Raw genomic sequence first — 22986 nt, 5'->3', positions numbered from 1 at the left:
AGGTGCAGTCACGTGACGGATACCGCGCGATCGGCGGTGCCGCGCATATTCGACCCATGCAGAGCATCACGCTGGGAGACGTCGAAGTCACGCGAGTGCTGGAGTTCCACGGGCGCGCGATGGCCGTGGACGAGTTCTTCCCGGAAATCCCCGCCGAGGAATTCGAGGCCGAGCGGTCCTGGCTGGATCCGGACTTCTGGTCGCCGGCCGACAACGGGTTCGTCTCCGCCGTGCAGACCTGGGTGCTGCGCAGCGCTGGCCGCACGATCCTGGTGGACACCGGAGTCGGCAACCACAAGGAACGGCCGTACTCGCCGCACTGGCGGCACTTGAACACCGACTACCTCGGCAACCTGGCCCGCGCGGGGGTGCGCCCGGAAGACGTCGACATCGTGGTCAACACGCATTTGCACGTCGATCATGTCGGCTGGAACACCCGGCTCGTCGGCCGGGACTGGGTGCCGACGTTCCCGAACGCCACCTACCTGCTGCCGCGCGCCGACTTCGAGTACTGGAATCCGATGGGTGAGCACCGGCCGAAGCGGGCGCTGAGCCACCAGAACGTGTTCGAGGACAGCGTCGCTCCGGTGCACCAGGCGGGCCTGACCGAGCTGTGGGATGGCGAACGGGTCATCGACGAGAACCTGCGCTTGCAGCCCGCTCCCGGGCACACGCCCGGATCGTCGGTGCTGCAGCTGCGCTCCGGGCGGGATCGCGCGGTGTTCATCGGCGACCTGCTGCACACCCCGCTGCAACTGCAAGATCCGGTGCACAACTGCGACTTCGAGGAGGACCCCGCGGCCGCCCGCGCGTCCCGCAGGCGGCTGCTGGAGTTCGCCGCCGACAACACCGCGCTGGTGGTGCCCGCGCACTTCGGCGGTCACGGCGCCGCCGAGGTCCGCCGGGCCGGGGACCGCTTCGAGATCACGAACTGGGCCGCGTTCGACCGTCCGCAGCGGATCAACCGATGAGCCCGGCGGAGCAGAACCCGGTGGTGCGCACGAACGCGGGCCGGGTCCGGGGCAGGCGCAGCCGCACCGGCCTGGTCTTCTCCGGCATCCCCTACGCAGCGGCCCCGACGGGGCCCGCGCGGTTCGCCGCTCCCCGGCCGGCTCCGAGATGGGCAGGGGAGCGGGATGCGGCGATGCCCGGCCCCACCGTTCCGGCACCGCGGCGAGAATTCGGTGCCCTGGACATGGGCCCGTTCTTCGGCCCCGGCTGGGTCCGCGGCGCGGATTACCTGACGGTGAATGTGTGGACCCCGGACACCGCGACGCGCGGCCTGCCGGTCATGGTGTTCGTGCACGGCGGCGCCTTCGTGTCCGGCTCCGGCCAGGCGGCGCTCTACGACGGCACCGGGTTCGCCCGGGACGGCGTGGTGCTGGTGACGCTGAACTACCGGATCGGGGCACCGGGCTGGCTGTCGCTGCCGGGAGCACCGGACAACCGGGGACTGCTGGACGTGCTCGCCGCGCTGCGCTGGGTGCAGGAGGAGATCGCCCGGTTCGGCGGCGACCCGGCCAACGTCACCCTGTTCGGCCAGTCCGCGGGGGCGACCATCGTCGCGGTCGCGTTGGCCGATCCGGCGGCGCGCGGGCTGTTCCGCAAGGTGATCTCGCAGAGCGGAAACGGACTCGGCGCGTTCGTACCCGCGCAATCCGAGCTCGTCATGAAGCGGCTGGGTCAGCTGCTGGGTGTGCCGGTCGGGTCGTTGCCGGAGGTGCCGGACGAGCGGCTGGTCGACGCGGTGGAGCAGCTCGGCCCGATGGATCTCGGGCTGGACGGGCACCGCGATCCGTTGCTGCGGCTGGCGCGGTTCAGTCCGGTGCTGGAGAGGCAGCCGGCAGTGGCGGTCGCGGCCGGCGCCGGTGCCGACGCCGATCTGCTCATCGGGAACAACGCTGCGGAGGGCAACCTGTACTTGGCCCCCGGCGGCGGACTGGATTCGTCCACAATGGACGACGTGGGGGACGTTGCGGTGCAAGCACATCCGGAGCCGGACCGGCTGGTGGCCGCCTACCGGCAGCAGCGCCCGTCGGCTACCGCCGGTGAGCTGCGCGCGGCAGTGCTCGGCGACGGCCTGTTCGGTGCCGGAACCCGGGCGCTCGCCGACGCGCACGCCGGACGCGGGCAGCCGACCTACCGCTACGAGTTCGCCTGGCGGTCATCGGCGCTGGGCGGGGCGCTCGGTGCGGCGCACGAGGTGGAGCTGCCGTTCGTGTTCGACTCGGCGGGCGAACCGCGGCTGCACGGCCCGAACTCGTTGCTGGGCGACGATTTCTCGCCGGAGCTGGCTCGGGAGGTGCACTCGGCATGGGTTCGCTTCGCGGCCACCGGCGACCCCGGCTGGGACCGCTACACCCTGCCGCAGCGCCGGGTCCGGAACCTCGCGCGCCCCTCGGCCACGATCGACGACCATCGTCCGCTGGAACGGGCTGCTTGGTGAGTGGGCCCGCGGCACTGGCATCGAACCGCTCCCGAAGGCGGCACCGGCGTGCGCCGAGCGGCCTGCTCAGCGCGTGTCGAGCTGCTCCGGCACGCGGCCTTCCCGGCGCAGGATCGACAGCGCCAGCAGCACCTGCGGCCACACCGTCACGTCGCTGAGGTCCAGGTGCGTCAGCGACTCCATCCGGCGCAGCCGGTTGAGCACCGTGTTCCGGTGGCAGAACAGGGACTTCGCGGCGCGCAGCGTGGAACCGGCCGAGCGGATCCACACCGACACGGCCGTGAGCAGCTCGTCCCGCTCGGCCGCGGGCAGCGCCAGCACCGGCCCGAAGGTCACGTCCACCATCCGGTCGGCCAGCTCCGGCGAACTCAGCGCCAGCGCGTCCGGCAGGCACTCGTCCAGCGCCACCGTGCCCGGCCGGTCCGCGGGCAGCGTGCTCAGCGCCAGCATCGCCATCCGGTAACCGGCGCCGACCTCCAGCAGCGCGGTCAGCGCGGACGAGATGCCGACGCGTGCGACCGCGAACTCCCGCAGCATCGTGGCGATCTCGCCGGGCTCGGTGTCGTGCAACGCCACGATGCCGACCTGGCAGCCGGTGCGCAGCCGCCAGGCCGAGGTGATGCCGCGCCGCCGCAACGCGTTGGTGATCCGCTGCGGCGAGACCGGGCGCTCACCGGAGGTTTCGGCGACCGCCACCGCGAACCGCCGCCCGCGCCCCAGGTCCAGCAGGTGTTCGGCCTCGGTGCGCACCTCGGAGGCCCGGCCGTCCAGCAGCGCGTCCATGATGGTCGCCATCCGCAGGTCCGTGCCGCCGTGCGCTTCCTGCGCGTGGTAGCTCACGGCCATCTCGGTGCAGAAGCGCTCGGTCACGCTCCACAGCCGCCCTGCCGAGTCCAGCAGTCCGCGCAGCTGCTCCGGGCCTTCCGCGCCGGTGCGTTCGGCCAGGTCGGACCACATCACCTGCCCGCCGAGCCGCCAGGCGTGCAGCACCCATTCCAGCGGGCAGTGCTGGTGGGCGCGGCGACTCCCGGTGGCGCGCGCGGCGCGCATCAGCTGCTCCGGGGTGGGGCCGGTGCCGGCCAGCGTCGTCAGGATGCCCTCGATGTTGTCCTGGCAGGAACGCCGCAGGTCGTCCTTGGGGACCGGGCCGTCCAGGGTGTAGACATCGCCCCACACCTGTTCCACCAGGTCGTCGGCCAGGTGCGGCGCACGCGGCAGCGAAGTGCTCGCCAAGGCGGCGAGCGTGCGATCGGCTGTGTCGACCATGAGCGCGCTCCTTTGCGACCCTCGGCGGCACTTGTCCAGGAGAGGCTAGTCACGTGATCAGCGTCGAGTCCACCACTCGCGCCAACGCCGGCTGAGCCGTCCGGGCGCCGGTCTGGAGCAATCCGCACAAGATCCGCGCCGGATCGGTGGGCGATCTGTCCTCGATCGGCACCGGTGTCGTGCTCAAGATGAGGCACTGACCCAGCCGCCGATCAACGCCGATCGGCCCGGCCAGCGGCCGGGGCTGTCGGCGCGGGGAAAACCGATGGAACAACGAAGTTCGCAACAATCCGCCGGCCAGGTGGACCGCCGCCGCTTCCTCGGGCTGCTGCTGGCGGCGCCGACCGTGGCGGCTGCCGCGCAGCTGGGCTCGCCGGCCGAGGCGGCCGCTGCGCTGCCCGAACCCTCCGACGCCTACGACCTCAACGACCTGCTCACCGAGGCGGCGATGCCGACCTCGAACCTCATCTCGGTGCAGGTGCACCAGGACGGCACCGCATCGTTCGAGATGCCGCGGGTGGAAAGCGGCCAGGGCGTCACCACCACGGCCGCGATGCTCATCGCCGAGGAGCTGGACCTGCCGGTGGAGAAGGTGCGGGTCACGCTGGCCGACGCCCGTCCGGAGCTGCTGTTCAACCAGTTCACCGCCGGTTCCAACACGGTGATCTCGATGTACACGCCGATCCGGGTGGCCGCGGCCATCGCCCGCGGCCGGTTGTTGCAGGCGGCTTCGGCGGAGCTGGGCGAACCGGTGGGGCTGCTCGGCAGCAAGGCCGGGTTGATCACCTCGGTGGCCGGTACCCAGCTGCCCTACGGCGAGCTGGCGGAGAAGGCGGCCAGCGACGTCACCAAGCAGGTCGAGGCGGTGCTCAAGCCCGAGTCCGAGTTCCGCGTCGTCGGCAAGCCGCACGACCGCATCGACGCCAGGGACGCGGTGACCGGGCGCAAGCGCTTCAGCATGGACCTGGACGTGCCCGACGCGCTGCCCACGATGGTCTGCCGCCCGCCGACCATCAAGGGAACCGTCGACTCGGTGTCCAATTTGGACGAGGTGCGGCGGATGCCGGGCATCACCGACGTCGCGCAGATCTCCACCGGCGTGGCGGTGCGCGGTGCGACCTTCGGCCAGTGCATCGACGCGGTGAACGCGCTGTCGGTGCGCTGGGGACCGGGCACTGTGGACGGCGAGTCCGACGAGACGGTGCTGGAGAAGATCAAGGCCGCGGAGATCCCGCTGGTGGTGCCGGACGTCGGCGAGACCGTGGAGGGCGAGTTCACCTTCCACTTCCGCAACAACGCGGCGCTGGAGCCGAACACCGCGGTCGCCGACGTGCGCGCGGACGGCGCCGAGATCTGGTCCTGCCTGCAGTCGCCGATCCTGTGCCAGCAGGAGGTGGCGAAGAAGCTGGGGCTGCCGCAGGAAAAGGTCACCGTGCACGTCCAGCAGGGCGGCGGCGCGTTCGGGCGCCGGATGTTCAACGACGTCGTGCTGGAAGCGGTCGAGATCTCTCGCGAGATCGGCAAGCCGGTGAAGCTGATGTGGCACCGTACCGACGAATGCAGGCAGGGCCGCACGCACCCGATGTGCACCTCGCGCATCCGCGCCAGCTACTCCGGCGACAAGGTGCTCACCTTCGAGCAGCGGCACACCAGCGTGGCCACCGACTACACGATGGGCTTCGCCGAGGCGATCACTTCGATGGCAGCCCGGCTGCCACCGCTGGGGCTGGGCAACTTCGCCGGGTTCTCGGTGCCGGTGTTCGAGCTGACCGTCGGCGTGCCCTACAAGTTCGGCGCGACAACGCAGCTGCTCAACGAGATCATGCAGTACGACACGTTCCCGACCGGCAGCAACCGCAACCTGTTCAACCCGGACGTGCGCACCGCGCAGGAGCTCATCGTCGACCAGCTCGGGGCGAAGATGGGCAAGGATCCCTACCAGTTCCGGCGCGAGTTCATCGACGACGAGCGGCTGCTGGCCGTGCTGGACAAGGTCGCCGAAGCCGGTCAGTGGGGCCGGGAAATGGCGCCGGACACCGCGCAGGGCATCTCCGTGCACAAGGAGTACAAGGGCGCCACGGCGACCCTGGTGGAGATCGACTGCCGTCCGGAGACGGTCAACCGCAAGATTCGCAGCGCCGTCACCGGACCCCGCGTGACCAAGGTCGTGCTGGCCGTGGACGCCGGGCTCGCGCTGAATCCGCGCGGTCTGGAAGCGCAGATGCAGGGCGGCATCAGCGACGGCATCGCGCAGGCGCTGACCTCCAGCCTGCATCTCAAGGACGGCACCTTCCTGGAAGGCAGCTGGGACGACTACTTCTACACCCGGCAGTGGAACGCACCACCCGAGGTGGAGATCATCGTCATGCCGCCGACCACCGGAAAACCGGGCGGTGCGGGCGAATTCGGCGTTCCCTCCTCGATGGCCGCGACCGCCTGCGCGTACGCGCGAGCCACCGGCACGATGCCGACGAGCTTCCCGATCAACCACGACAAGCTGAGCTTCGAGCCGAAGCCCACGGTCCCGCCGCTGCCGCAATCACCCACGAACGGCCTCGATTTCGCCTACTGAGTGCCCGGTTTCTCAGCACACGAACCGACGCCCCCACCACGTTTGAGGAGAATCCCTTGGCACAGCAGACTTTCCGGCTGAACGGCGAACAGGTCACAGTGGACATCGAGGACGACGTGCGGCTGCTGTGGGTGCTGCGCGAGGTGCTCGGCTTCTACGGGCCGAAGTACGGCTGCGGCATCAACGTCTGCAAGGCGTGCACCTCGCACATCAACGGCAAGGCGTTCAACCCGTGCTCGGTGCCGGTCGGCGAGATCGGCCCGGACGACGAGGTGACCACCATCGAAGGATTACCCGAGACCGCGGGCGCCGACCTGCACCCGATGCAGGAGGCGTGGCTGGAGCAGGACGTGGCGCAGTGCGGCTACTGCCAGCCGGGCCAGATCATGGCGGCGGTGGCGAAGGTCCGCCAGGTCCGCGCCGCGGGCCGCGAGATCACCGACTCCGACTTGGACGAGATCCGCAACATCTGCCGCTGCGGCACCTACACCCGCATCCGGGAAGCGATCAAGTCCGGGGCGCAGAACATGTGATCGCGGCATCGGCTGCGAACGACGGGCGTGCAGTCGACCCCCGGGTGCTGTTGCGCTCCCGCCTGCGGTTGTGCGGGCGGGAGCGGCTCCCCGTCAGGAGGGATCAACGGCCGCGAGCACCGCCGGACCGACCGGAACCTCTCAGGAGCCCGAGCCCGCCGCATGCGGGAACCGGCCTTCGCCGCGCGGTCCGACGAGGCGTTCGACCAGTTCCCGCTCCTGCTGCGGGTGCGGAGCAGCGTTCATCAGTGCGTTCCAATCCTCTTCCACCTTGCGCAGGAACTCCGCCCAGGGGTGGGGGAACGCACCGAGGTCCACGTAGCGCTGGTTGTCCCGCAACTTGCCCGAACCGATCTTGTCCTGCTTGTGGCCGTGGACGCTGGACTCCGGGTTGCTCGTCTTCTCCGTGGAACGCCAGTTGTGCACGTATCCGACCGGGCTGTCCTCGTTGTGCGGCGCGAGCGTTTCCAGCCCGACTTCGAGGGATCCCGCCCGCTTTTCCCGCGGCGGGGTGTAGATCAGCAGCAGGTGCCCGTGCGCGCCGTTGGGCAAGATCACGTCACCGTTGCAGTCGGAGCGCCGCAAGCCGCCCATACCCCCGTTCACGCCCATCAGCCTGACCTGCTCGTCGGGGTCTCTGGGCACCTTGTTGCGCAGCGAGGCGATCGGCCCGCCGCGTTCTTTGAACGCGCCCTGGCCCTTGTCCGTGTCGTTGCTGATCGACATGTAGTGGGTGGCGAAATCGCGTTCCGTGACCGAGTTGGTGAGTTCACCCTGCTCGTCGGTCAACTCCAGCCACTGCGTCAGCTCGAAGCGCCCGGCCCCGCCGGTCGACAGCGACGGAATGCGGATGTTCACCCGTCCCCCGTGCGCCAGCGCCCGCGCTACGTCGCCGTCGCGGAAGTCGATGTGCCCCTGCTCGGTGTTGATCTGCAGACCGTTCTGCAAGATCAAGAAGATCCGGGTGAGCAGCTGTTGCGCGCGGGCCTGGTTCTTCTCCTCGTCGCTGGCGGTGGCGCCCGACGGTTCCCGCGGGTTCAGCGTGTTCACGAAGGATTCGCGGATCTGCTGGTCCCGTTCGGCGTGCAGCGGCGCCCGTTCCTCCGCGGGCAGCTTGTTCGCGTGCAACGTGCGGCCGAGGGTGTAGGCGGGGCTGTCCTGCTCGCCGTCGCGGACCCGGCCGCGGAACTCCAGCGTGGCGATGAGCAGTCGCTGCCCGGGTTCGAGCTGGAGCCAGTCGTGGTAGTCGGCCTTGGACGTGTACTCCAGGGCCGCCTGGTAAGTCCCGATCCCCGCGGCATCCAGCCAGTTCGCTTCCTGCTGCTCGATGTCCCGGAGCTCCTGCTCGTCGAACAGCGGTCCCTTCTTCAGCCGTTTCAGCAGATCGGACTTCAGCTGCTGCGCGTTCAGCCGGTCTCCCAAAAGCCGCCGCGCACCTGTCGGTGCCGCCACGCCCTTCCGCTTTTCTCCGGCGGTTTGCACCGGTACCGCGCTCGCTCGTTGCACGGCCGCCGTCGCGGTGCGATTGCCCAGCCGCTGTTGCAGCGCGAGGACGTCAGGCGGGGAGAGCTCCGCAGACGGCCGCGGGGGCCCGATCGCCCGCGGCTGGGCCGTGCGGGCGGATCCGGGCCGTTCGTGCTGCCGTTCGCGCTCCGGTTCGTTGCTCCGCGCATTGCCCATCGGATCGAGCCTCACACCAACGGACCTGCCGGGGCATGTCCTAAAGGGCAACCGTCGGGGCAGAACCCGCGTGCGGGGCAGTTGCGAATACTGGGCGTCAGCGGTCCGGCTGTGCCGGTTGCTACGAAAGCGGTGCCGGCGTCACCGATCTGGCGGTCGAAGTCATGCGTGCGAACCGACCGCGGCGGGCCGCCGCACGCAGATCACCGCGTGCGCAAGTTGCGATGTCGCGGCGGAGAACATGTGACATCCGCGCAGTTGCACATCACTGGCGAGAACGCTCAGGCTGGTCACCGCCACGACGAGGGAGGTACCGGTGACCGGTGAACGGGCGATCGAAGCGGTGCGCGGCAACTGGACGCGGCGGGCCGCCGCCTACGACGACTTCTACCGGCATTACCCCGAGGACAAGCGCGCGGCGTGGAAGTCGGTGTGCGACAAGGCGTTGCGCGCGGCGTTCCCGCACCGGCAGGAACCGTTGCGGGTGCTGGACGTGGGCACCGGAACCGGTTTCCTGTCCACATTGGTCGCCGAGCTGGGCCACCAGGTCACCGCGGTCGATCCGACCGCGGCGATGCTCGGGCACGCCCGCGAAGCCGCCGATCGGCGCGGGGTCGACATCCGGTTCGAGGAGTGCGGCGGGCACGACGTCACCCGGCTCGGCACCGAGTTCGACCTCGTGACCTCCCGATACGTGCTCTGGACGCTGCCGGAGCCGGTGCGCGCGCTGCTCGCTTGGCGGCAGGTGTTGCGCCCGGACGGTGCCGTGCTGTTGGCGGACGGCGTATGGCACACGTGGGGGATGGACGCGCGGCGCGCGCTCAACTCGCTGAAACCGGGCGCGGACCACGGTTTTCTCCGGCGGCTCGCACGGGACTACGCCCAAATCGGGCGCGCCACGCCGAACTGGCAGGGGCTCACCGCCGAGAAGGCCGAGAAGTTGTTGCGCGCAGGCGGTTTCGAGGTCGGGGAGTGGTTCGACCCGCTGCTGCCGGACTACGCGCGTCCGGTGAGCGCTTCGTTCTTCCTCTGCACCGCGCGGGTCCGCTAGTCCACCGATTGGCCGGTGCGGGCAGGACCCGCACCGGCCTCGGGTGATCAGCGGCCCATCAAGGCGCGCATCGTGTCGATTTCCTCGCGCTGGGTGCGCACGATGTTCTCGGCCATCTTCTTCGCCTCCGGCGCGCTGCCTCGGGCGAGTTCGGTTTCGGCCATCCGCACCGCGCCCTCGTGGTGGGCGATCATCAGCTCCAGGAACCGGTGGTCGAACTCGACGCCGTTGGTCGCCGCCAACTCGTCCAGCTGCTGCGGCGACATCATGCCGCCCATCCCGGCGTGCCCGGAAGCGCCCATGTGCTGGGAATGCCCGCCTTCCGGAGCGCCCCACCGGCGCAGCCATCCGGTGAGCGTGTCGATCTCCGGGCCCTGCGCGGCCTCGATCTTGCCTGCCAGCTCCCGCACCTCGGGTGCGCCTGCGCGCTGCTCGGCCAGCCGGGACATCTCCACCGCCTGCTGGTGATGCGGAATCATGCCTTGCGCGAACGTGATGTCCGCGGGCGCGGCGGCCGCCTGTTGCGCGGAGTGGTCCTGCTGCCCGGAATGCTCCTGCTGCGCAGAAGGGCCCTGGGGGGCGGGACCGTGACCCGCGTGCTCAGCGCCTCCGCCGCAGCCGGTCAGCGCGGCGGCAGCGGCCAGGCCGCCGAGTGCGGCGGCGATTTTTCGCTTGTTCATGGTGTTCCTCGTTCGTCGATCTGCTGCGGCTCGCGGAACCTCTCCAAGGAGGCGGCGCTGATCAGCGCTGGAGCACGCACAGAACGGCGAGGCGCCGCGGAACCGGACTCGGCGGCGCCCGCGGCCGCGCCCGCACGATTCCCCGCCGCGGCGCGGGAACGGGCACGACCGGACGGGAGACCTTGCCCAGCAGCGGCAGCAACACCGAGGCGATCCCCGCGAGGATCGCCAGGCACAGGTGCAGCGGATCGTGCTGCGGCGCCGGGATCGCATCGATCGATCCGGCGCGAGCCGCGGGATCGTGCAGGCCGTGCTGATCGGTCGCGGCGTTGACCGTGGTTCGGTGCTCAGCGGCTGTGCGAGCGTGCGCACCGGCCACGGCGTGCTGTTGCGAAGTCACGGTGTGCTGCTGGGAAGCCGACGGTTGCTGCGGAGCCGAGGGTTGCTGGGAAGCCGTGGCGGCATGCCCGTCGACCTGGCCGTGCCCACCGTGCCCCGCCGGAACGTGATGCATCAGCAACACTCCGAGCACGAGCCCGACCAGCAGCACCCACCGGCCGGGGCTTGACCGACCACGCACGCCTCCCAGCCTAACGACCGCCTGGCGCAACCCGTCGGACCGGACGGCGCCCGACCGTCACCAGCCCACCTTCCCCTTGCCCGCGAGCAGCGACTTCGCGATCACCGTGCGCATGATGTCGCTGGTGCCTTCGCCGATGGTCATCAGGATCGAGTCGCGGTAGAGCCGCTCGATCTCGAACTCCTTCGAGTAGCCGTACCCGCCGTGCACCCGCATCGATTCCTGCGCGGCCTGCAACGCGACCTCGGAGGCGTGCAGCTTGGCCATGCCGGTCTCCAGGTCGGCCCGCTCACCGCGGTCCAGCTTGCTCGCCGACCAGTAGGACAGCAGGCGCGCGGCCTGCAATCGGGTGGCCATCTCCGCGATCCGCAGCTGGATCGCCTGGAACTGCCCGATGGCCTGGCCGAACGCTTCGCGCTCGCCCGCGTAGGCCACCGCCTCGTCGTAGGAGCGCTGCGCGATGCCGAGACTGCGCCCTGCGATGTTCAACCGGCCGGTCTCCAGCGCGGAAAGGGCCTGCTGCATACCGCGCCCCTCCACCCCGCCGAGCAGGTTCTCCGCGGGCACCCGCACGTCCTCGAACACCACCTCGCAGGACTCGGTGCCCTTGTAGCCGAGCTTCGGGATGTCCTTGGTGACGGTGAAACCGGGCGCATCGGCGTCCACCAGCAGCACGCTCATGCCGCGGTGCGCGGGCTCGGCGCTGCGGTCGGTCTTGACCAGCACCGGCAGCGGGTCGGCGTGCCGCGCGTTGGTGATCCACATCTTGCTGCCGTTGAGCACGTAGTGCTCGCCGTCGCGCTCGGCGGTGCTGCGGATGCCCTGCAGGTCGGTGCCCGCGTCGGGTTCGGTCAGCGCGATGCCGGTGCGCCGCGCGCCGGTCGCCAGCTCCGGCAGGTATTTCCGCTTCTGCTGCTCGGTGCCGTGCCTGGCGAGCATCCAGGTGGACACCGAATGGCTGCCGAGGATGCCGCCGATGCCCATCCAGCCGCGCGCGATCTCCTCGAAGACCAGGGTGAACGTCACGAAGTCCGCGTCGACCCCGCCGTACTCCTCGGGCACCAGCAGTCCGAACAGCCCGAGTTCGGCCATCTTGTCGATGATCTCGGCGGGGTAGCGGTCGGCTTGCTCCCACTCCTTGGCGACCGGCACGATCTCGGCGTCCACGAAGTCCCGCAGGACCCGTTGGAACTGGGCTTGTTCCTCGTTCAGCTCGAAGTCCACGGCGCGTCTCCTTCCGCTCCGAAAGCGCCTCCGGCGGCGAGCCTGCGGAATTCCGCCGCGTCCACGCCGATCAGATCGTCCAAAGTGGATGATGTGTGCTCGCCCAGCTGCGGCGCGCGGTCGTGCTCGGCGCGCGGTTCGCCCGCGCGCACCGGAGATGCGACCTGCTCGACCTGCCCGAACCTCGGATGCTCGGTCCGCACCACCATGCCGCGCGCAGCGGTGTGCTCTTCGCGCAGCGCCTCCGGAACGGTGTTGATCGGTGCGCACGGCACACCGGCCGCTTCCAGGGCCGTGAGCCAGTCCGCGGTGCTTCGCCCGGCCAGTTCCCGCTCGATCAGCCGGACGCACTCGGCGGAGTTCTCGTAGCGCTCGGCCGGGGTGGCGAAGCGGGATTCGGCCGCCCACGCCGGAGAACCGATGGCTTCGACGAACTTCTCCCAGAACTTCTGCTTCGCGCAGCCGATCACGATCCACGAGTCCGCGGTCGGGAAGTTCTGGAACGGCACCAGGCTCGGATGCGCCGAGTGGTGCGTGCGCTTCGGCTCGAATTCGCGGTTGAGGTGCCAGGTCGCCAAGTACGTCAGCATCCCGATCGCGGTGTCGTACAGGCTCACGTCGCAGTCGCAGCCCACACCGTCGCGCCGCGCGCCGTGGATCGCCGAGAGCATCGACAGCGCAGCCACGAGTCCGCCCGAGTAGTCCACCATGGACAGTCCGGATTTGGTGGGCGGCCCGTCCGGCTCACCGGTCACCGACATCCAGCCCGCCAGGCCCTGCAACATGTAGTCGTAGCCGGGCTGCTCGCTGCGCGGCCCGGTCATCCCGTACCCGGACAGCGAACAGCACACGATCCGCGGGTTGAGGTGCTTGAGGTCGTCGTAGCGGATGCGCATCTTCTCCGGCACGTCGCCGCGCAGGTTCGAGTAGACCGCGTCGCTGACCGCGACCAGCCGCTCGAAGACCTCCCGGCCCTGCGGATTGGTCAGGTCCAGCAGCACGGAGCGCTTGTTGCGGTTGAACGCCTCGAAGAACAGCGAGTCGCCGCCTTCGGCGTACGGCGGGGTCTGCCTGCCGACGTCGCCGCCGAAGCGCGGGTCCTCGACCTTGATGACCTCCGCGCCGAGGTCGGCGAGGTGCACCGACCCGAACGGTCCCGCTCCGTACTGCTCGACGGCCAGTATCCGCACGTCCTGCAACGGAAGCCCGCTCATTCGGCACCTCCGGCTTCCAGCGACAGCGGGCCGTTCTTGGCCGCGGGGAAGGAGTCGATCTCCGCGGCGTGCGCCTGCTTGTAGATCAACACCGTGCGGTCGAACGACAGGCACTCGTCGCCTTCGGCGTTGAGCCCGCGGGTGTGCACGTTCACCAGGCCCGCGTACGGCTTGGACTTGGATTCCCGCTTGCCGGTGCAGATCGATTCGCCGTAGAGCGTGTCGCCCACGTACACGGGGTGGGTGAGCGCAACGTTGGTCATCGCCAGGTTGGCCACCGCGCGCTGGCTGATGTCGCGCACGCTCTGCCCGAGCAGCATCGCGATGGTCAGCCCGGAGTTGACCAGTACCTTGCCGAACGGGGTGTGCGCGGCGTAGTTCGCGTCGAAGTGCGCGGGGTGGGTGTTCATCGTCAGCAGCGTGAACCAGGTGTTGTCCGCTTCGCTGATGGTGCGCCCCAGCGGATGCCGGTAGACGTCGCCGACGGCGAAGTCCTCGAAGAAGCGCCCTTGCTGAGCTTCGTGCACGGTCACCGCCGCACCTCCTGTTCGCCCTTCGCCCGCCCGGCGGTGCCGGTGCGCCGCCGGGAGTTCCCCCGATTCGCCGGAGTTCCCCCCGATTCGCCGGAGTTCCCGGAGTATGCGTCCGGGCGAACTCGCCACGCAATACGTCTGACATTTTGCTGCCGTGGTCTGCTCCGAGCGGTCCGGTTTGTCGTACGCTGGGTCGACACCGACCGACCGGGGGGCGGAGATGACGGCGGACGACGGCGCGAAGCTGCGGGTGCGCCCGGTGCAGGCCGCCTACCGGCAGGTGGCCGAGCAGCTGCGGGACCAGATCGTCAGCGGCGCGCTGCCCTCCGGGGCGAAGCTGCCGAGCGAATCCGAGCTGGGCGGCATGTTCGGGGTCAGCCGCTCCACCGTGCGCGAGGCGCTGCGGCTGCTGGCCAGCCAGCACCTGATCGACACCGCCCGCGGCGTGACCGGTGGCAGCTTCGTCGCCGCCCCGGACGCCGGAGCGGTCGCCGAGCACCTCGGCGGCACGCTCGGGCTGCTGGTCAACGCGCGGAACATGAGCGTGGACAACCTGCTGGAAGCCCGCTTGCTGCTGGAACCGCCCGCGGCCCGGCTCGCCGCCGAGCGCGCCGACGTCGCGGATCTCGCCGAACTCCGCGAAACGACGGAGAAGACCGGGCACCTGCATCCGGACGAGGGCTTCGCGGTGCACTGGGACTTCCACACCACGCTGGTGGCGGCCAGCGGCAACCCGCTGCTTCGGATGATGTGCCAGCCGGTGAACGCGGTGCTGCGCACGCGGCTGCACCGGGATCGGGTGGCGCGGGAGGTGTGGGAGGACATCGACGCCGAGCACGCTCGCGTGCACGAGGCGGTCGCCGCGGGCGACGCCGACGCGGCCGAGGAGCTGGTGCGCGAACACCTCCTCGCGCTGCGCCCGCTCTACGAGCGCATGGAGGACTGACCTCCCCGTCTCCCGGTTCCTTCCCGAGTGAACGGACTGTTCGACTGAATAGATTGGACGAGCGGGCCGTTCACTCGGAAAGCTCGCTCGGAAAAGTCTGACGTTTGTCTTGTGGGTGTCGTGGCGAGGCTTGCAGACTGATGGTGTCCGGCGGTCGTCAACGGCGAGACCACCCGGTCCGGCCCGCTGGTCCGACAGCCATGGAGGCGCCATGCCCGCCATCGCGGACGTGCTCGGCGATTTCGCCGCCCGCACCACTGCCCAGCACATCCCGGACGAGGTGCTGGAGCGGGCGCGGCACCTCGCGCTGGACTCGGTCGGCGTCGCGTTCGCCGCCACCGAGCACGATTTCGCCCGCAACGCCCGGCGCGCGGTCGCCGAACTCGGCCCCGGCGAGCAGCCGGTGCTGGGCCTGCCGGACCGGCTCGCCCCGCGGGAAGCCGCCATGCTCAACGCGATCCTGGTGCACGGCTTGGACTTCGACGACACGCACATGCCCGCGGTGACCCACGTGTCGGCTTCCGCGCTGCCGGTGAGCATCGCCGCCGCGATCAAGCACGGCCGCAGCGCCGAGGAGCTGCTCGCGGCCTACGTGCTCGGCGTCGAGATCAGCGCCCGCGTCGGCAAGGTCGCCCGCGGCGGCTTCCACGCCGCCGGGTTCCACCCGACGGGTGTGGCCGGGGCGTTCGGTTCCGCGGTGAGCGCGGCGAAACTGGCCGGAGCGGGCGCGGACGGAATCGCCGAGTCGCAGCGCATCGTCGGCTCGATGGCTTCGGGCCTGCTGGAGTTCCTGGCCGACGGCGCGTGGACCAAGCGGCTGCACCCGGGCTGGGCGGCCAACAGCGCGATCACCGCGGCGACCTTCGCCGCGACCGGCTGGCCCGGCCCGCCCGAGGTCTACGAAGGCCGCCACGGCCTGTACGCGACGCACCTGCAGACTTCCGAGTGGGACGCGCAAGACGCACTCGACGGGCTGGGCGAGCGCTGGGAACTGCTGGACACCGCGGTCAAGCCGTACCCGAGCTGCCACTTCACGCACGCCTTCGCCGACGCGATCCTGGCGCTGCGCGAGTCCGCAGGCATCGAAGCGTCCGAAGTGGACTCGGTGCGCTGCCGCATCCACGAAACGCCCGCCGCCGCGGTCTGCGATCCGATCGAACGCAAGCGCCGCCCGCAGGACGACTACGACGCGAAGTTCAGCCTCCCGTTCATCGCCGGGGCCTGCCTGGCGCGCGGACGGCTCACGCTCGCCGAGTTCGCCGCGGATTCCTTGGCGGACCCGGAGATCCTGCGGCTCGCGCAGCTGGTCGAGATCGCCGACGACCCGGAAAGCCGTTTCCCGCAGGCATATTCGGGCGAAGTGGAGATCCTGCTGCGGGACGGCCGCAAGCTCACCCGGCGCGAGGACGTCAACCGCGGGCACGCCGAACGCCCGCTGACCCACGAGGACATCCGCGCCAAGTTCACCGACAACTTCGGCGCGGACGCGAAGGACACGATGCGGCACGTGCTCGCACTCGGGAACGGTGGCAGCGCGAGCGAATTCGCCGAAGCGTTGCGCGCCGGGTGAGCAGCCCGGCGCTCGCAGAGCCGCAACGAGCAGCGGCGGCTGCACGGTTCAGCATCAGTCCCGAACCCGCTGGGTCCTGAACCCGCGGCACCTCAGCTGAAGACGCGGCGCTCCGGCTCTCTCACCCGGAAGTCCGCGGCCGCGCACCGACCGTCGCCACCGACCGGGAAGCCGCCGCAGTCGCGAGCTCCACCGCGGCCGCGACCTCCCATCCCGCCGCGAGGTGCGCGGCGAGCGCGCCGTTGAACGCATCACCCGCGCCGGTCGTGTCCCGAACCGTCGTCTCCGGCGCGGGAAGACGCCGGACCCGTTCATCGGGGTGCACCAGCATGGAACCCTCGCCACCGAGGGTGACCACGACTTCGCGTTCGGTGAGCCGCGCCAGCGCCCGGGCGTGATCCTTGGTGTCGTCGCCCTCCGGGGAGGTCGAGCACAGCTCGGTGAGCTCGCCCAGCTCGCTCGCGTTCGGCGTCAGCAGCGGCGCGGCATCCAGCAGCTCGGCCAGTTCCGGCACGACCGGTGCCGGGTTGAGCACGCACGGCACACCCGCGCTCGCCGCGCGCCGCACCGCAGTGCGGATCGCCTCCGCCGGGATCTCCGTGCTCACCAGCAGGCATCCGGTTCCGGGCAGGGCCGAGTCCAGTACGTTGCCGACGTGCTCGGCGGTGACGCCGTAGTTCGCCCCGGCGCCCACCGCGATCTGGTTCTCCCCGGCGTGGTCCACCACGATCAGCGCCGAGCCGGTGGTGCGGTCGTCGAGCGCCGCGACGTCGTCCACGGACACGCCGTGCTCGCGCAGATCGCGCAGCGTTCCGCTGCCCGCGTCGTCGGCCCCGACCGCGCCCGCCAGTCGCACCCGCGCGCCCGCTGCGGCCGCGGCCACCGCCGCGTTCGCGCCTTTGCCGCCGCCGTAGTGCTCGACCTGATCGCCGACCACGGTCTCGCCTGGGCGCGGCAGGCGCGGCGCGGTCACGACGTAGTCCACATTGATCGCGCCGACCACCAGTACCCTGCCGATGGGCTGTTCGGTGCTGTCGCTGGCCGCCATGTAGCCGTACCTCACGTCGTCGAGAGCCGGTATTGCCGAAACCGTCCGGAATTCCGTCGAATAATCCGAAATGGACGGTCGAATGTCCCCGGCCGGAGTTTAGCCGAACGCCCGCGCAGCACGGTGCGTGCTCGCTCGATTACGGCCGCCGCCGCGCAAGCCGACCCGCGCGGCCGGCATCTAGACCGATCCGGTACGACTGTGCGGGGACGACTGGCGCGCACCGGCACGGTGCGACGAGCCGCGGTGCGCACGATCGCGGCGCCGCCGGTGGATCGCCTCCGCCCGGGTGCGCCGACGCGCCCTGCGACGACGAGCGCCACGACGTCCCAGCGACCGTTTGATGGGTGAGGTAAGCGAACCAGACATGAGCATCAAGATCGGGTACAAGGCGTCCGCCGAGCAGTTCGGGCCGCGCGACCTCGTCGAGTTCGCCGTCGAGGCCGAGCAGCGCGGCCTGGACAGCGTCATGGTCAGCGACCACTTCCAGCCGTGGCGGCACAACCAGGGTCACGCGCCGTTCGCGATGTCCTGGATGAGCGCGGTCGGCGAGCGCACTTCCCGCATCCAAATGGGCACCAGCGTGCTCACCCCGACGTTCCGCTACGAGCCCGCGGTGGTGGCGCAGGCGTTCGGCACGCTCGGCAGCCTCTACCCGGGCCGGGTGATGCTCGGCATCGGCACCGGCGAGGCGCTCAACGAGACCGCCGTCACCGCCCGCGAATGGCCGGAGTTCAGGGAACGCTTCCGCAGGCTCAAGGAATCGGTCGAGCTGATCCGGACGCTGTGGAACTCGGAGCGGGTCAGCTACGAAGGCGAGTACTACCGCACCGCGAACGCCACCATCTACGACGCGCCGGACGGCGGAGTGCCGATCTACGTGGCCGCGGGCGGGCCGATGGTGGCGAAGTACGCCGGCCGCGTCGGCGACGGGTTCATCTGCACCAGCGGCAAGGGCATGGACCTCTACACCGACAAGCTGCTGCCCGCGGTCTCCGAGGGGGCGGCCAAGAGCGGCCGCGACTCCGCGGCGCTGGACAAGATGATCGAGATCAAGCTCTCGTTCGACCCGGACCCGGAGACCGCGCTGCACAACACCCGGTTCTGGGCGCCGCTGGCGCTGCCCGCCGAGGTCAAGCACAGCCTGGACGATCCGGCGGAGATGGAGCGCGCGGGCAACGAGCTGCCGATCGAGCAGGTGGCGAGCCGGTGGATCGTGGCCTCCGACCCGGAGGACGCGCTGACCCAGATCAAGGCGTACCTGGATGCCGGTTTCGACCACCTGGTGTTCCACGCGCCGGGCTCGGACCAGTCGCGGTTCCTGCGGACCTTCACCGAGCAGGTCGTGCCCCGCATCCGCGACCTGACGTCCTGAGCAACCGATAGCGCAGCGTGCTCGCTGCGTCGCCCGGAGTCGCGATCAGTGGTCGACTTCGACTACGCGGAGTCCTGCACTGTTGCGGTCGCAGGTGTTGACCGAGAGTGTTGTGGCGAACCGTCGGTTGGGTTGAGTCGCGCATCCGGACGCCGGCTCGGCCAAGGTCGTGCGGGTTCGGCACCACGTGCTCGCTCGGCCGTTTGCACGCGAAGGAACCGGGTCATGAACTACGGGGATGGTCAGCGCCACGAACTCGCGAGCGTGATGAGCACGCTGGCCAGGAATCTGGAAGCGGAGACGAACGAGACGGACACGCTGGGCGCGATCGTGCAGACCGCGGTCAACACCGTGCCGGGCGTCTGGGCCGGAGGGATCACGCAAGTTTACCGCAAGCAGGTGAGCGCGCGAGTGCCGACGGACGAAATGGTGCGCCAGTGCGACGAGGCGCAGCAGGAGCTGGGCGAGGGGCCGTGCGTGGACGCCATCTGGCAGCGCGAAACCGTCGTCGTCGATGACATGAACGCCGAAACGCGCTGGCCTCGGTTCGCGGCTCGCGCCGCTGAGCTGAGGATCGGCAGCATGATCTCGTTCCGGCTGTTCGTCCAGGAGGACACGCTCGGCGCGTTGAACCTCTACGGCGACCACGAAGTGCGGTTCGGCGACGAGGCCCAGATCATCGGCGAAGTCTTCGCCGCCCACGCGGCCTTGGCCCTGTCCGGGGCGCGGCACCATCGGCAGCTCAGCGAGTCGGTGGCGTCCAGGGACGCCATCGGACAGGCCAAGGGGCTGCTGATGTGCCAGCACCGCCTCGGTGCGCAGCAGGCGTTCGACCTGCTAGTGCGGGCTTCGCAGCAGTCCAACATCAAGCTGACCGAGGTCGCCGCCTGGGTCGTGGCCGAGCACGAGAACCCGGGCGGCGCCTCCCGGCCGCAGAGCAATTGAACTCATCCCAGCACGTCACGCCCGCGCGTCACACCAGTCGATGCGCGCCGCAGATCTGGCAGATCAAGCGGTCGCGGGGATCGTCGGCGCGGTCGTGGTCGGCGGACTCGGTCAGCGCGTGGTGACCGCAGACGCCGCAGGCCAGCTGCGATTCCAAGCTCAGCGTCGGGGCCAGCTGCGGGTCGGCGGGATGGGTTCGCGAGGCCATTGCGACCTCCTAACGTGCTTTCCGGCGACGGCGAACGCCGCCAAAATCTGACGTCAGGCCGCTGTGCACTCAACCGCCTGTCCCGGTCAACGTCATCAGCGGGCCGGGGAATTCCCGGCGCCGGAAGATGTGTTCCCCGGGGCGCACCGATGTGCATGTGGCGGTTGAGCCGAGCGGGATGTCGACGAAGCTCTTCGCCCGCCACCGGCGCGACGCGCGGTGGCGGAGCCGCTGCGGTTCCGCCACCGCGGGTCTTGCCGGAGCACCCCTCAGTGCTTGCCGAGCTCGCCGTCGACCCGGCGCCAGACGCCCTGCGGGTTGCCGTCGGCGAGCACGCCGGGCAGCAGCTCCGGCGGAACGTCCTGATAGGACACCGGACGCAGGAAGCGATCGATCGCCAGCGTGCCGACCGAGGTCGTCCGTGAGTCCGAAGTGGATGGATACGGTCCGCCGTGCACCATGGCGTGCCCGACCTCGACGCCGGTCGGCCAGCCGTTGAACAGGATCCGGCCCGCCTTGCGCTCCAAAGTGGACAGCAACGTGCCCGCCTGCGCGGAGTCCGCGGCGCTCGCGTGCACCGTCGCGGTCAGCTGCCCCTCGACCGCGGCGGCCACCGCGCGGACCTGCTCGGCATCGCGGCAGCGCACCACCAGCGACGACGAGCCGAACACCTCGTCGCCCAGCCCGTCCGCGCCGAGGAAGTCATCGGCGTCGGTGACCAGCAGCGCCGCCCGGCAGGACTGCGGTGCGTCGGACTCCTGCCCGCGCGCGAGCACCTGGATCTCGGGCCGGTCGGCGAGCGCGGAGACGCCTTCGGCGTAGGAGCGGGCGATGCCGGGAGTAAGCATCGGGGTCGGCGCCGAAGCCGCGACCGCTTCGGCCGCCGCGTCCAGGAAGTTCTTCAGTTCCGGGCCGTCGGCCGCGATGACCAGGCCGGGGTTGGTGCAGAACTGGCCGGAGCCCAGCGTCAGCGAGCCGACGAACTCCTTGCCCAGTTCGGCGGCACGCTCGGACAGCGCGCCGGGCAGCAGGAACACCGGGTTGATGCTGCTCATCTCCGCGTAGACCGGGATCGGCTGCGGCCGCCGCTGCGCAGCGGCGAGCAGCGCCAAACCCGCGGTGCGCGAGCCGGTGAAGCCGACCGCCTGGATCCGCGGATCGCTCACCAGCGCCGTGCCCAGCTCCGGCCCGGAGCCGTAGAGCAGCGAGAACGTTCCGGCGGGCAGCCCGCACGCGGACACGGCCTCGGTGATCGCCCGCCCGACCAGCTCGCAGGTGCCGGGGTGCGCGTCGTGCGCCTTCACCACCACGGGGCAGCCCGCGGCCAGCGCGGAAGCGGTGTCGCCGCCCGCGACGGAGAACGCCATCGGGAAGTTGCTCGCGCCGAACACCGCGACCGGGCCGAGCGCGATCTTGCGCTGCCGGATGTCCGGGCGCGGCGCGGGGGAGCGGTCCGGCAGTCCAGGGTCCACCCGCGCGCCCTGGAAACCGCCTTCCCGCACGACCTGCGCGAACAGCCGCAGCTGCCCGGTGGTGCGGCCGCGTTCGCCGGTCACCCGGCCCATCGGCAGGCCGCTTTCGGCGTGCGCGCGCTCGGGCAGCGCGTCGCCGATCGCCTCGATCTTCTCGGCGATGGTCTCCAGGAACACCGCGCGCTGCTCGAGGGTGGTGGCGCGGTAGGTGTCGAAGGCGGCTTCCGCCGCGGCGCACGCGCGCTGCACCTCGGCAGGCCCGCCCCAGCCGTAGGCGGGGTCCAGCTGAGCACCCGTGCCGGGGTCGACGGCGCGGATCTGCTCGCCGCCGCCGGGCACCGGGTCGCCCGCGATGAGCATCCGCCCGGTGAGTTCGGTGCCGACCGTGGTCATGCGGTGAGTCCTCCCAAGAAGTGTTCGAACATGGTCTGCGTAGCGGGTCACCTGGCGGAACCCGCCGGCGGTCCGGTCGAGTCCCGAACCACAAGCGGCTGACGCCGCTGGTGAAACAGCTCTTGATCCGTCACGAGCGCCGACCGCGCGCAGTCGATGTCGACCCGAACACTAGATTCGGGTATTGATGCGTGTCCAACTCCCACCGCGCATCGACTCTTGCGGAATGCGCATCAGTGAGGCGGCAAGGCATGTTCACGCTCAACCAGCTCGCCGGCTTCGTAGCGGTCGCCGAGGAACTGCACTACGGCCGGGCGGCGGAGCGGCTGCGGATGACCCAACCACCGCTGAGCCGCCAGATCCAGCTGCTGGAACGCGAGATCGGGGTGCGGTTGTTCGACCGCGGCGGCCGCGCGGTGCGGCTGACCCCGGCGGGCAAGGCTTTCCTGCGGGACGCGCGGCGGCTGCTGCACGAGGCGGAGAACGCGACGCTGGCGGTGCGGCGGGTTCCTGCGGGCGAGGCCGGTTCGCTGCGCATCGGGTTCACCGCGACGTCCGCGTACGGCCTGCTCGGCGGCGTGCTGGAGACGGCCCGGGACCGGTTGCCGCACGTGGACGTGGCGTTGCGGGAGCTGGTCACGCGCGATCAGCTCGACATGCTGTCCTCCGCAGCGCTGGACCTCGGCCTGATGCGACCGCCGATCACGCGGCCGGAACTCGACTCGCGCCGGGTGGTGACCGAGCCGCTGCTGGCCGCGCTGCCCGCCGGTCACCCGCTGGCGAACGGTTCGGAACCGCTGAGCCCCGCTGATTTCGACGGCGCGGACGTGGTGATGTATTCGCCGACCGAAGCGCGCTACTTCCACGAGCTGCTGGTCAGCATCTTCCGCGAGGCGCACGTGACGCCGCACTACACCCAGCACGTCAGCCAGGTGCACACGGTGCTGGCGCTGGTGCGCGCGGGGCTGGGGCTGGCGCTGGTGCCATCGACGGCGACGTTGCTGCGGTTCGAGGGGGTGGTGCTGCGGCCGGTGCGGCTGCCCGAGCCGGAGCCGGTGGAGCTGCACCTCGGGTGGCGGCGGGCCAACGACAACCCGGCGTTGTGGGCGTTGCTCGGGCTGCTGTGACCCGGGCGTTCGGCGCAGCGGCACCGCACATCGGAAAAAGTGTCCTTTGTGGACGTAATTGATGTGTCCGGCTTGCGGGTTCGAGCGCGCGGTCGTCACCGGGTGCGGACCGGCGTCCGCCGC

At 70.5% G+C, this 22986-nt stretch carries 20 protein-coding genes; 10 read left to right on the top strand and 10 right to left on the bottom strand.

Annotated features, from left to right (window positions below; translation table 11 throughout):
* The first annotated feature begins 56 nt into the window (after positions 1 to 56).
* Positions 57 to 971 carry an MBL fold metallo-hydrolase gene (locus tag INP57_RS08735; protein WP_200069594.1) on the top strand — a complete coding sequence of 305 codons (915 nt, stop codon included), beginning with the start codon at positions 57 to 59 and terminating at the stop codon, positions 969 to 971.
* Complete coding sequence (locus INP57_RS08730) at positions 968 to 2446, top strand: carboxylesterase/lipase family protein (RefSeq protein WP_200069593.1); 1479 nt, start codon at positions 968 to 970, stop codon at positions 2444 to 2446. Before INP57_RS08735 ends, INP57_RS08730 begins: the two co-directional genes overlap by 4 nt.
* 66 nt (positions 2447 to 2512) lie before the next feature.
* Here the strand turns inward: INP57_RS08730 and INP57_RS08725 are convergent, their stop codons facing one another.
* Complete coding sequence (locus INP57_RS08725) at positions 2513 to 3712, bottom strand: PucR family transcriptional regulator (RefSeq protein ID WP_200069592.1); 1200 nt, start codon at positions 3710 to 3712, stop codon at positions 2513 to 2515.
* 265 nt (positions 3713 to 3977) lie between these two features.
* On the opposite strand from INP57_RS08725, the gene INP57_RS08720 reads away from it, so the two are divergent.
* Entirely contained in the window at positions 3978 to 6284 is a 2307-nt protein-coding gene (locus INP57_RS08720) for a molybdopterin cofactor-binding domain-containing protein (protein ID WP_200069591.1), read from the top strand.
* A 56-nt stretch (positions 6285 to 6340) separates the two neighbouring features.
* A complete protein-coding gene (locus tag INP57_RS08715) occupies positions 6341 to 6817 on the top strand; it encodes a (2Fe-2S)-binding protein (RefSeq protein WP_200069590.1) in 477 nt (158 codons plus the stop codon).
* A gap of 141 nt (positions 6818 to 6958) precedes the next feature.
* Here the strand turns inward: INP57_RS08715 and INP57_RS08710 are convergent, their stop codons facing one another.
* A complete protein-coding gene (locus INP57_RS08710) occupies positions 6959 to 8497 on the bottom strand; it encodes a hypothetical protein (RefSeq protein WP_200069589.1) in 1539 nt (512 codons plus the stop codon).
* A gap of 316 nt (positions 8498 to 8813) precedes the next feature.
* Between INP57_RS08710 and INP57_RS08705 the strand changes: the two genes are divergently transcribed.
* On the top strand, positions 8814 to 9548 hold the full coding sequence (locus INP57_RS08705) for a class I SAM-dependent methyltransferase (RefSeq protein WP_200069588.1): 735 nt from the start codon (positions 8814 to 8816) through the stop codon (positions 9546 to 9548).
* 47 nt (positions 9549 to 9595) lie between these two features.
* Here INP57_RS08705 and INP57_RS08700 read toward each other — a convergent pair whose 3' ends face one another.
* The 5 genes from INP57_RS08700 to INP57_RS08680 form a co-directional block, all read right to left on the bottom strand.
* Positions 9596 to 10228 carry a DUF305 domain-containing protein gene (locus INP57_RS08700; RefSeq protein ID WP_200069587.1) on the bottom strand — a complete coding sequence of 211 codons (633 nt, stop codon included), beginning with the start codon at positions 10226 to 10228 and terminating at the stop codon, positions 9596 to 9598.
* Between the two features lie 61 nt (positions 10229 to 10289).
* On the bottom strand, positions 10290 to 10808 hold the full coding sequence (locus INP57_RS08695) for a hypothetical protein (RefSeq protein ID WP_200069586.1): 519 nt from the start codon (positions 10806 to 10808) through the stop codon (positions 10290 to 10292).
* A gap of 57 nt (positions 10809 to 10865) precedes the next feature.
* Positions 10866 to 12032, bottom strand: a complete 1167-nt coding sequence (locus INP57_RS08690) for an acyl-CoA dehydrogenase family protein (protein WP_200069585.1) — start codon at positions 12030 to 12032, stop codon at positions 10866 to 10868.
* On the bottom strand, positions 12017 to 13246 hold the full coding sequence (locus tag INP57_RS08685; protein WP_200069584.1) for a CaiB/BaiF CoA transferase family protein: 1230 nt from the start codon (positions 13244 to 13246) through the stop codon (positions 12017 to 12019). Before INP57_RS08685 ends, INP57_RS08690 begins: the two co-directional genes overlap by 16 nt.
* Positions 13243 to 13779, bottom strand: coding sequence for a MaoC family dehydratase (locus INP57_RS08680; protein WP_200069583.1), 537 nt, complete (start codon positions 13777 to 13779; stop codon positions 13243 to 13245). The genes INP57_RS08685 and INP57_RS08680 overlap by 4 nt, the downstream gene beginning before the upstream one ends.
* 220 nt (positions 13780 to 13999) lie before the next feature.
* Here INP57_RS08680 and INP57_RS08675 point away from each other — a divergent pair, with 220 nt between their 5' ends.
* Positions 14000 to 14725, top strand: a complete 726-nt coding sequence (locus INP57_RS08675) for a FadR/GntR family transcriptional regulator (protein ID WP_200069582.1) — start codon at positions 14000 to 14002, stop codon at positions 14723 to 14725.
* A 211-nt stretch (positions 14726 to 14936) separates the two neighbouring features.
* Entirely contained in the window at positions 14937 to 16295 is a 1359-nt protein-coding gene (locus tag INP57_RS08670; protein ID WP_200069581.1) for an MmgE/PrpD family protein, read from the top strand.
* Positions 16296 to 16416: 121 nt separating this feature from the next.
* Here the strand turns inward: INP57_RS08670 and INP57_RS08665 are convergent, their stop codons facing one another.
* Positions 16417 to 17343, bottom strand: coding sequence for a PfkB family carbohydrate kinase (locus INP57_RS08665; protein WP_200069580.1), 927 nt, complete (start codon positions 17341 to 17343; stop codon positions 16417 to 16419).
* 367 nt (positions 17344 to 17710) lie between these two features.
* On the opposite strand from INP57_RS08665, the gene fgd reads away from it, so the two are divergent.
* Both fgd and INP57_RS08655 read left to right on the top strand, forming a co-directional pair.
* A complete protein-coding gene (gene fgd / locus INP57_RS08660) occupies positions 17711 to 18718 on the top strand; it encodes a glucose-6-phosphate dehydrogenase (coenzyme-F420) (RefSeq protein ID WP_200069579.1) in 1008 nt (335 codons plus the stop codon).
* Positions 18719 to 18943: 225 nt separating this feature from the next.
* Positions 18944 to 19663, top strand: coding sequence for a GAF and ANTAR domain-containing protein (locus tag INP57_RS08655; RefSeq protein ID WP_200069578.1), 720 nt, complete (start codon positions 18944 to 18946; stop codon positions 19661 to 19663).
* 28 nt (positions 19664 to 19691) lie between these two features.
* On the opposite strand, the gene INP57_RS08650 is transcribed toward INP57_RS08655, so the two are convergent.
* Entirely contained in the window at positions 19692 to 19871 is a 180-nt protein-coding gene (locus tag INP57_RS08650) for a hypothetical protein (protein ID WP_200069577.1), read from the bottom strand.
* A 269-nt stretch (positions 19872 to 20140) separates the two neighbouring features.
* Positions 20141 to 21736, bottom strand: a complete 1596-nt coding sequence (locus INP57_RS08645) for an aldehyde dehydrogenase (NADP(+)) (protein WP_200069576.1) — start codon at positions 21734 to 21736, stop codon at positions 20141 to 20143.
* Between the two features lie 251 nt (positions 21737 to 21987).
* On the opposite strand from INP57_RS08645, the gene INP57_RS08640 reads away from it, so the two are divergent.
* Positions 21988 to 22863, top strand: a complete 876-nt coding sequence (locus INP57_RS08640) for a LysR substrate-binding domain-containing protein (RefSeq protein WP_200069575.1) — start codon at positions 21988 to 21990, stop codon at positions 22861 to 22863.
* Positions 22864 to 22986 lie beyond the last annotated feature (123 nt).

Origin of the sequence: Saccharopolyspora galaxeae, assembly GCF_016526145.1 — a bacterium.
Classification (GTDB): Bacteria; Actinomycetota; Actinomycetes; order Mycobacteriales; family Pseudonocardiaceae; genus Saccharopolyspora_C; species Saccharopolyspora_C galaxeae.
The sequence above is the reverse complement of the archived record's forward strand: the minus strand, read 5'-3'. Positions and strand labels throughout refer to the sequence as shown.

Bases quoted from the DNA above. Each gene is read 5' to 3' on its own strand.
- INP57_RS08675 (WP_200069582.1), top strand. From the start codon at position 14,000: ATGACGGCGGACGACGGCGCGAAGCTGCGGGTGCGCCCGGTGCAGGCC.
- INP57_RS08735 (WP_200069594.1), top strand. From the start codon at position 57: ATGCAGAGCATCACGCTGGGAGACGTCGAAGTCACGCGAGTGCTGGAG.
- INP57_RS08670 (WP_200069581.1), top strand. From the start codon at position 14,937: ATGCCCGCCATCGCGGACGTGCTCGGCGATTTCGCCGCCCGCACCACT.
- INP57_RS08650 (WP_200069577.1), bottom strand. From the start codon at position 19,871: ATGGCCTCGCGAACCCATCCCGCCGACCCGCAGCTGGCCCCGACGCTG.
- INP57_RS08710 (WP_200069589.1), bottom strand. From the start codon at position 8,497: ATGGGCAATGCGCGGAGCAACGAACCGGAGCGCGAACGGCAGCACGAA.
- INP57_RS08655 (WP_200069578.1), top strand. From the start codon at position 18,944: ATGAACTACGGGGATGGTCAGCGCCACGAACTCGCGAGCGTGATGAGC.
- INP57_RS08665 (WP_200069580.1), bottom strand. From the start codon at position 17,343: ATGGCGGCCAGCGACAGCACCGAACAGCCCATCGGCAGGGTACTGGTG.
- INP57_RS08645 (WP_200069576.1), bottom strand. From the start codon at position 21,736: ATGACCACGGTCGGCACCGAACTCACCGGGCGGATGCTCATCGCGGGC.
- INP57_RS08725 (WP_200069592.1), bottom strand. From the start codon at position 3,712: ATGGTCGACACAGCCGATCGCACGCTCGCCGCCTTGGCGAGCACTTCG.
- INP57_RS08640 (WP_200069575.1), top strand. From the start codon at position 21,988: ATGTTCACGCTCAACCAGCTCGCCGGCTTCGTAGCGGTCGCCGAGGAA.
- INP57_RS08685 (WP_200069584.1), bottom strand. From the start codon at position 13,246: ATGAGCGGGCTTCCGTTGCAGGACGTGCGGATACTGGCCGTCGAGCAG.
- fgd (WP_200069579.1), top strand. From the start codon at position 17,711: ATGAGCATCAAGATCGGGTACAAGGCGTCCGCCGAGCAGTTCGGGCCG.
- INP57_RS08700 (WP_200069587.1), bottom strand. From the start codon at position 10,228: ATGAACAAGCGAAAAATCGCCGCCGCACTCGGCGGCCTGGCCGCTGCC.
- INP57_RS08720 (WP_200069591.1), top strand. From the start codon at position 3,978: ATGGAACAACGAAGTTCGCAACAATCCGCCGGCCAGGTGGACCGCCGC.
- INP57_RS08730 (WP_200069593.1), top strand. From the start codon at position 968: ATGAGCCCGGCGGAGCAGAACCCGGTGGTGCGCACGAACGCGGGCCGG.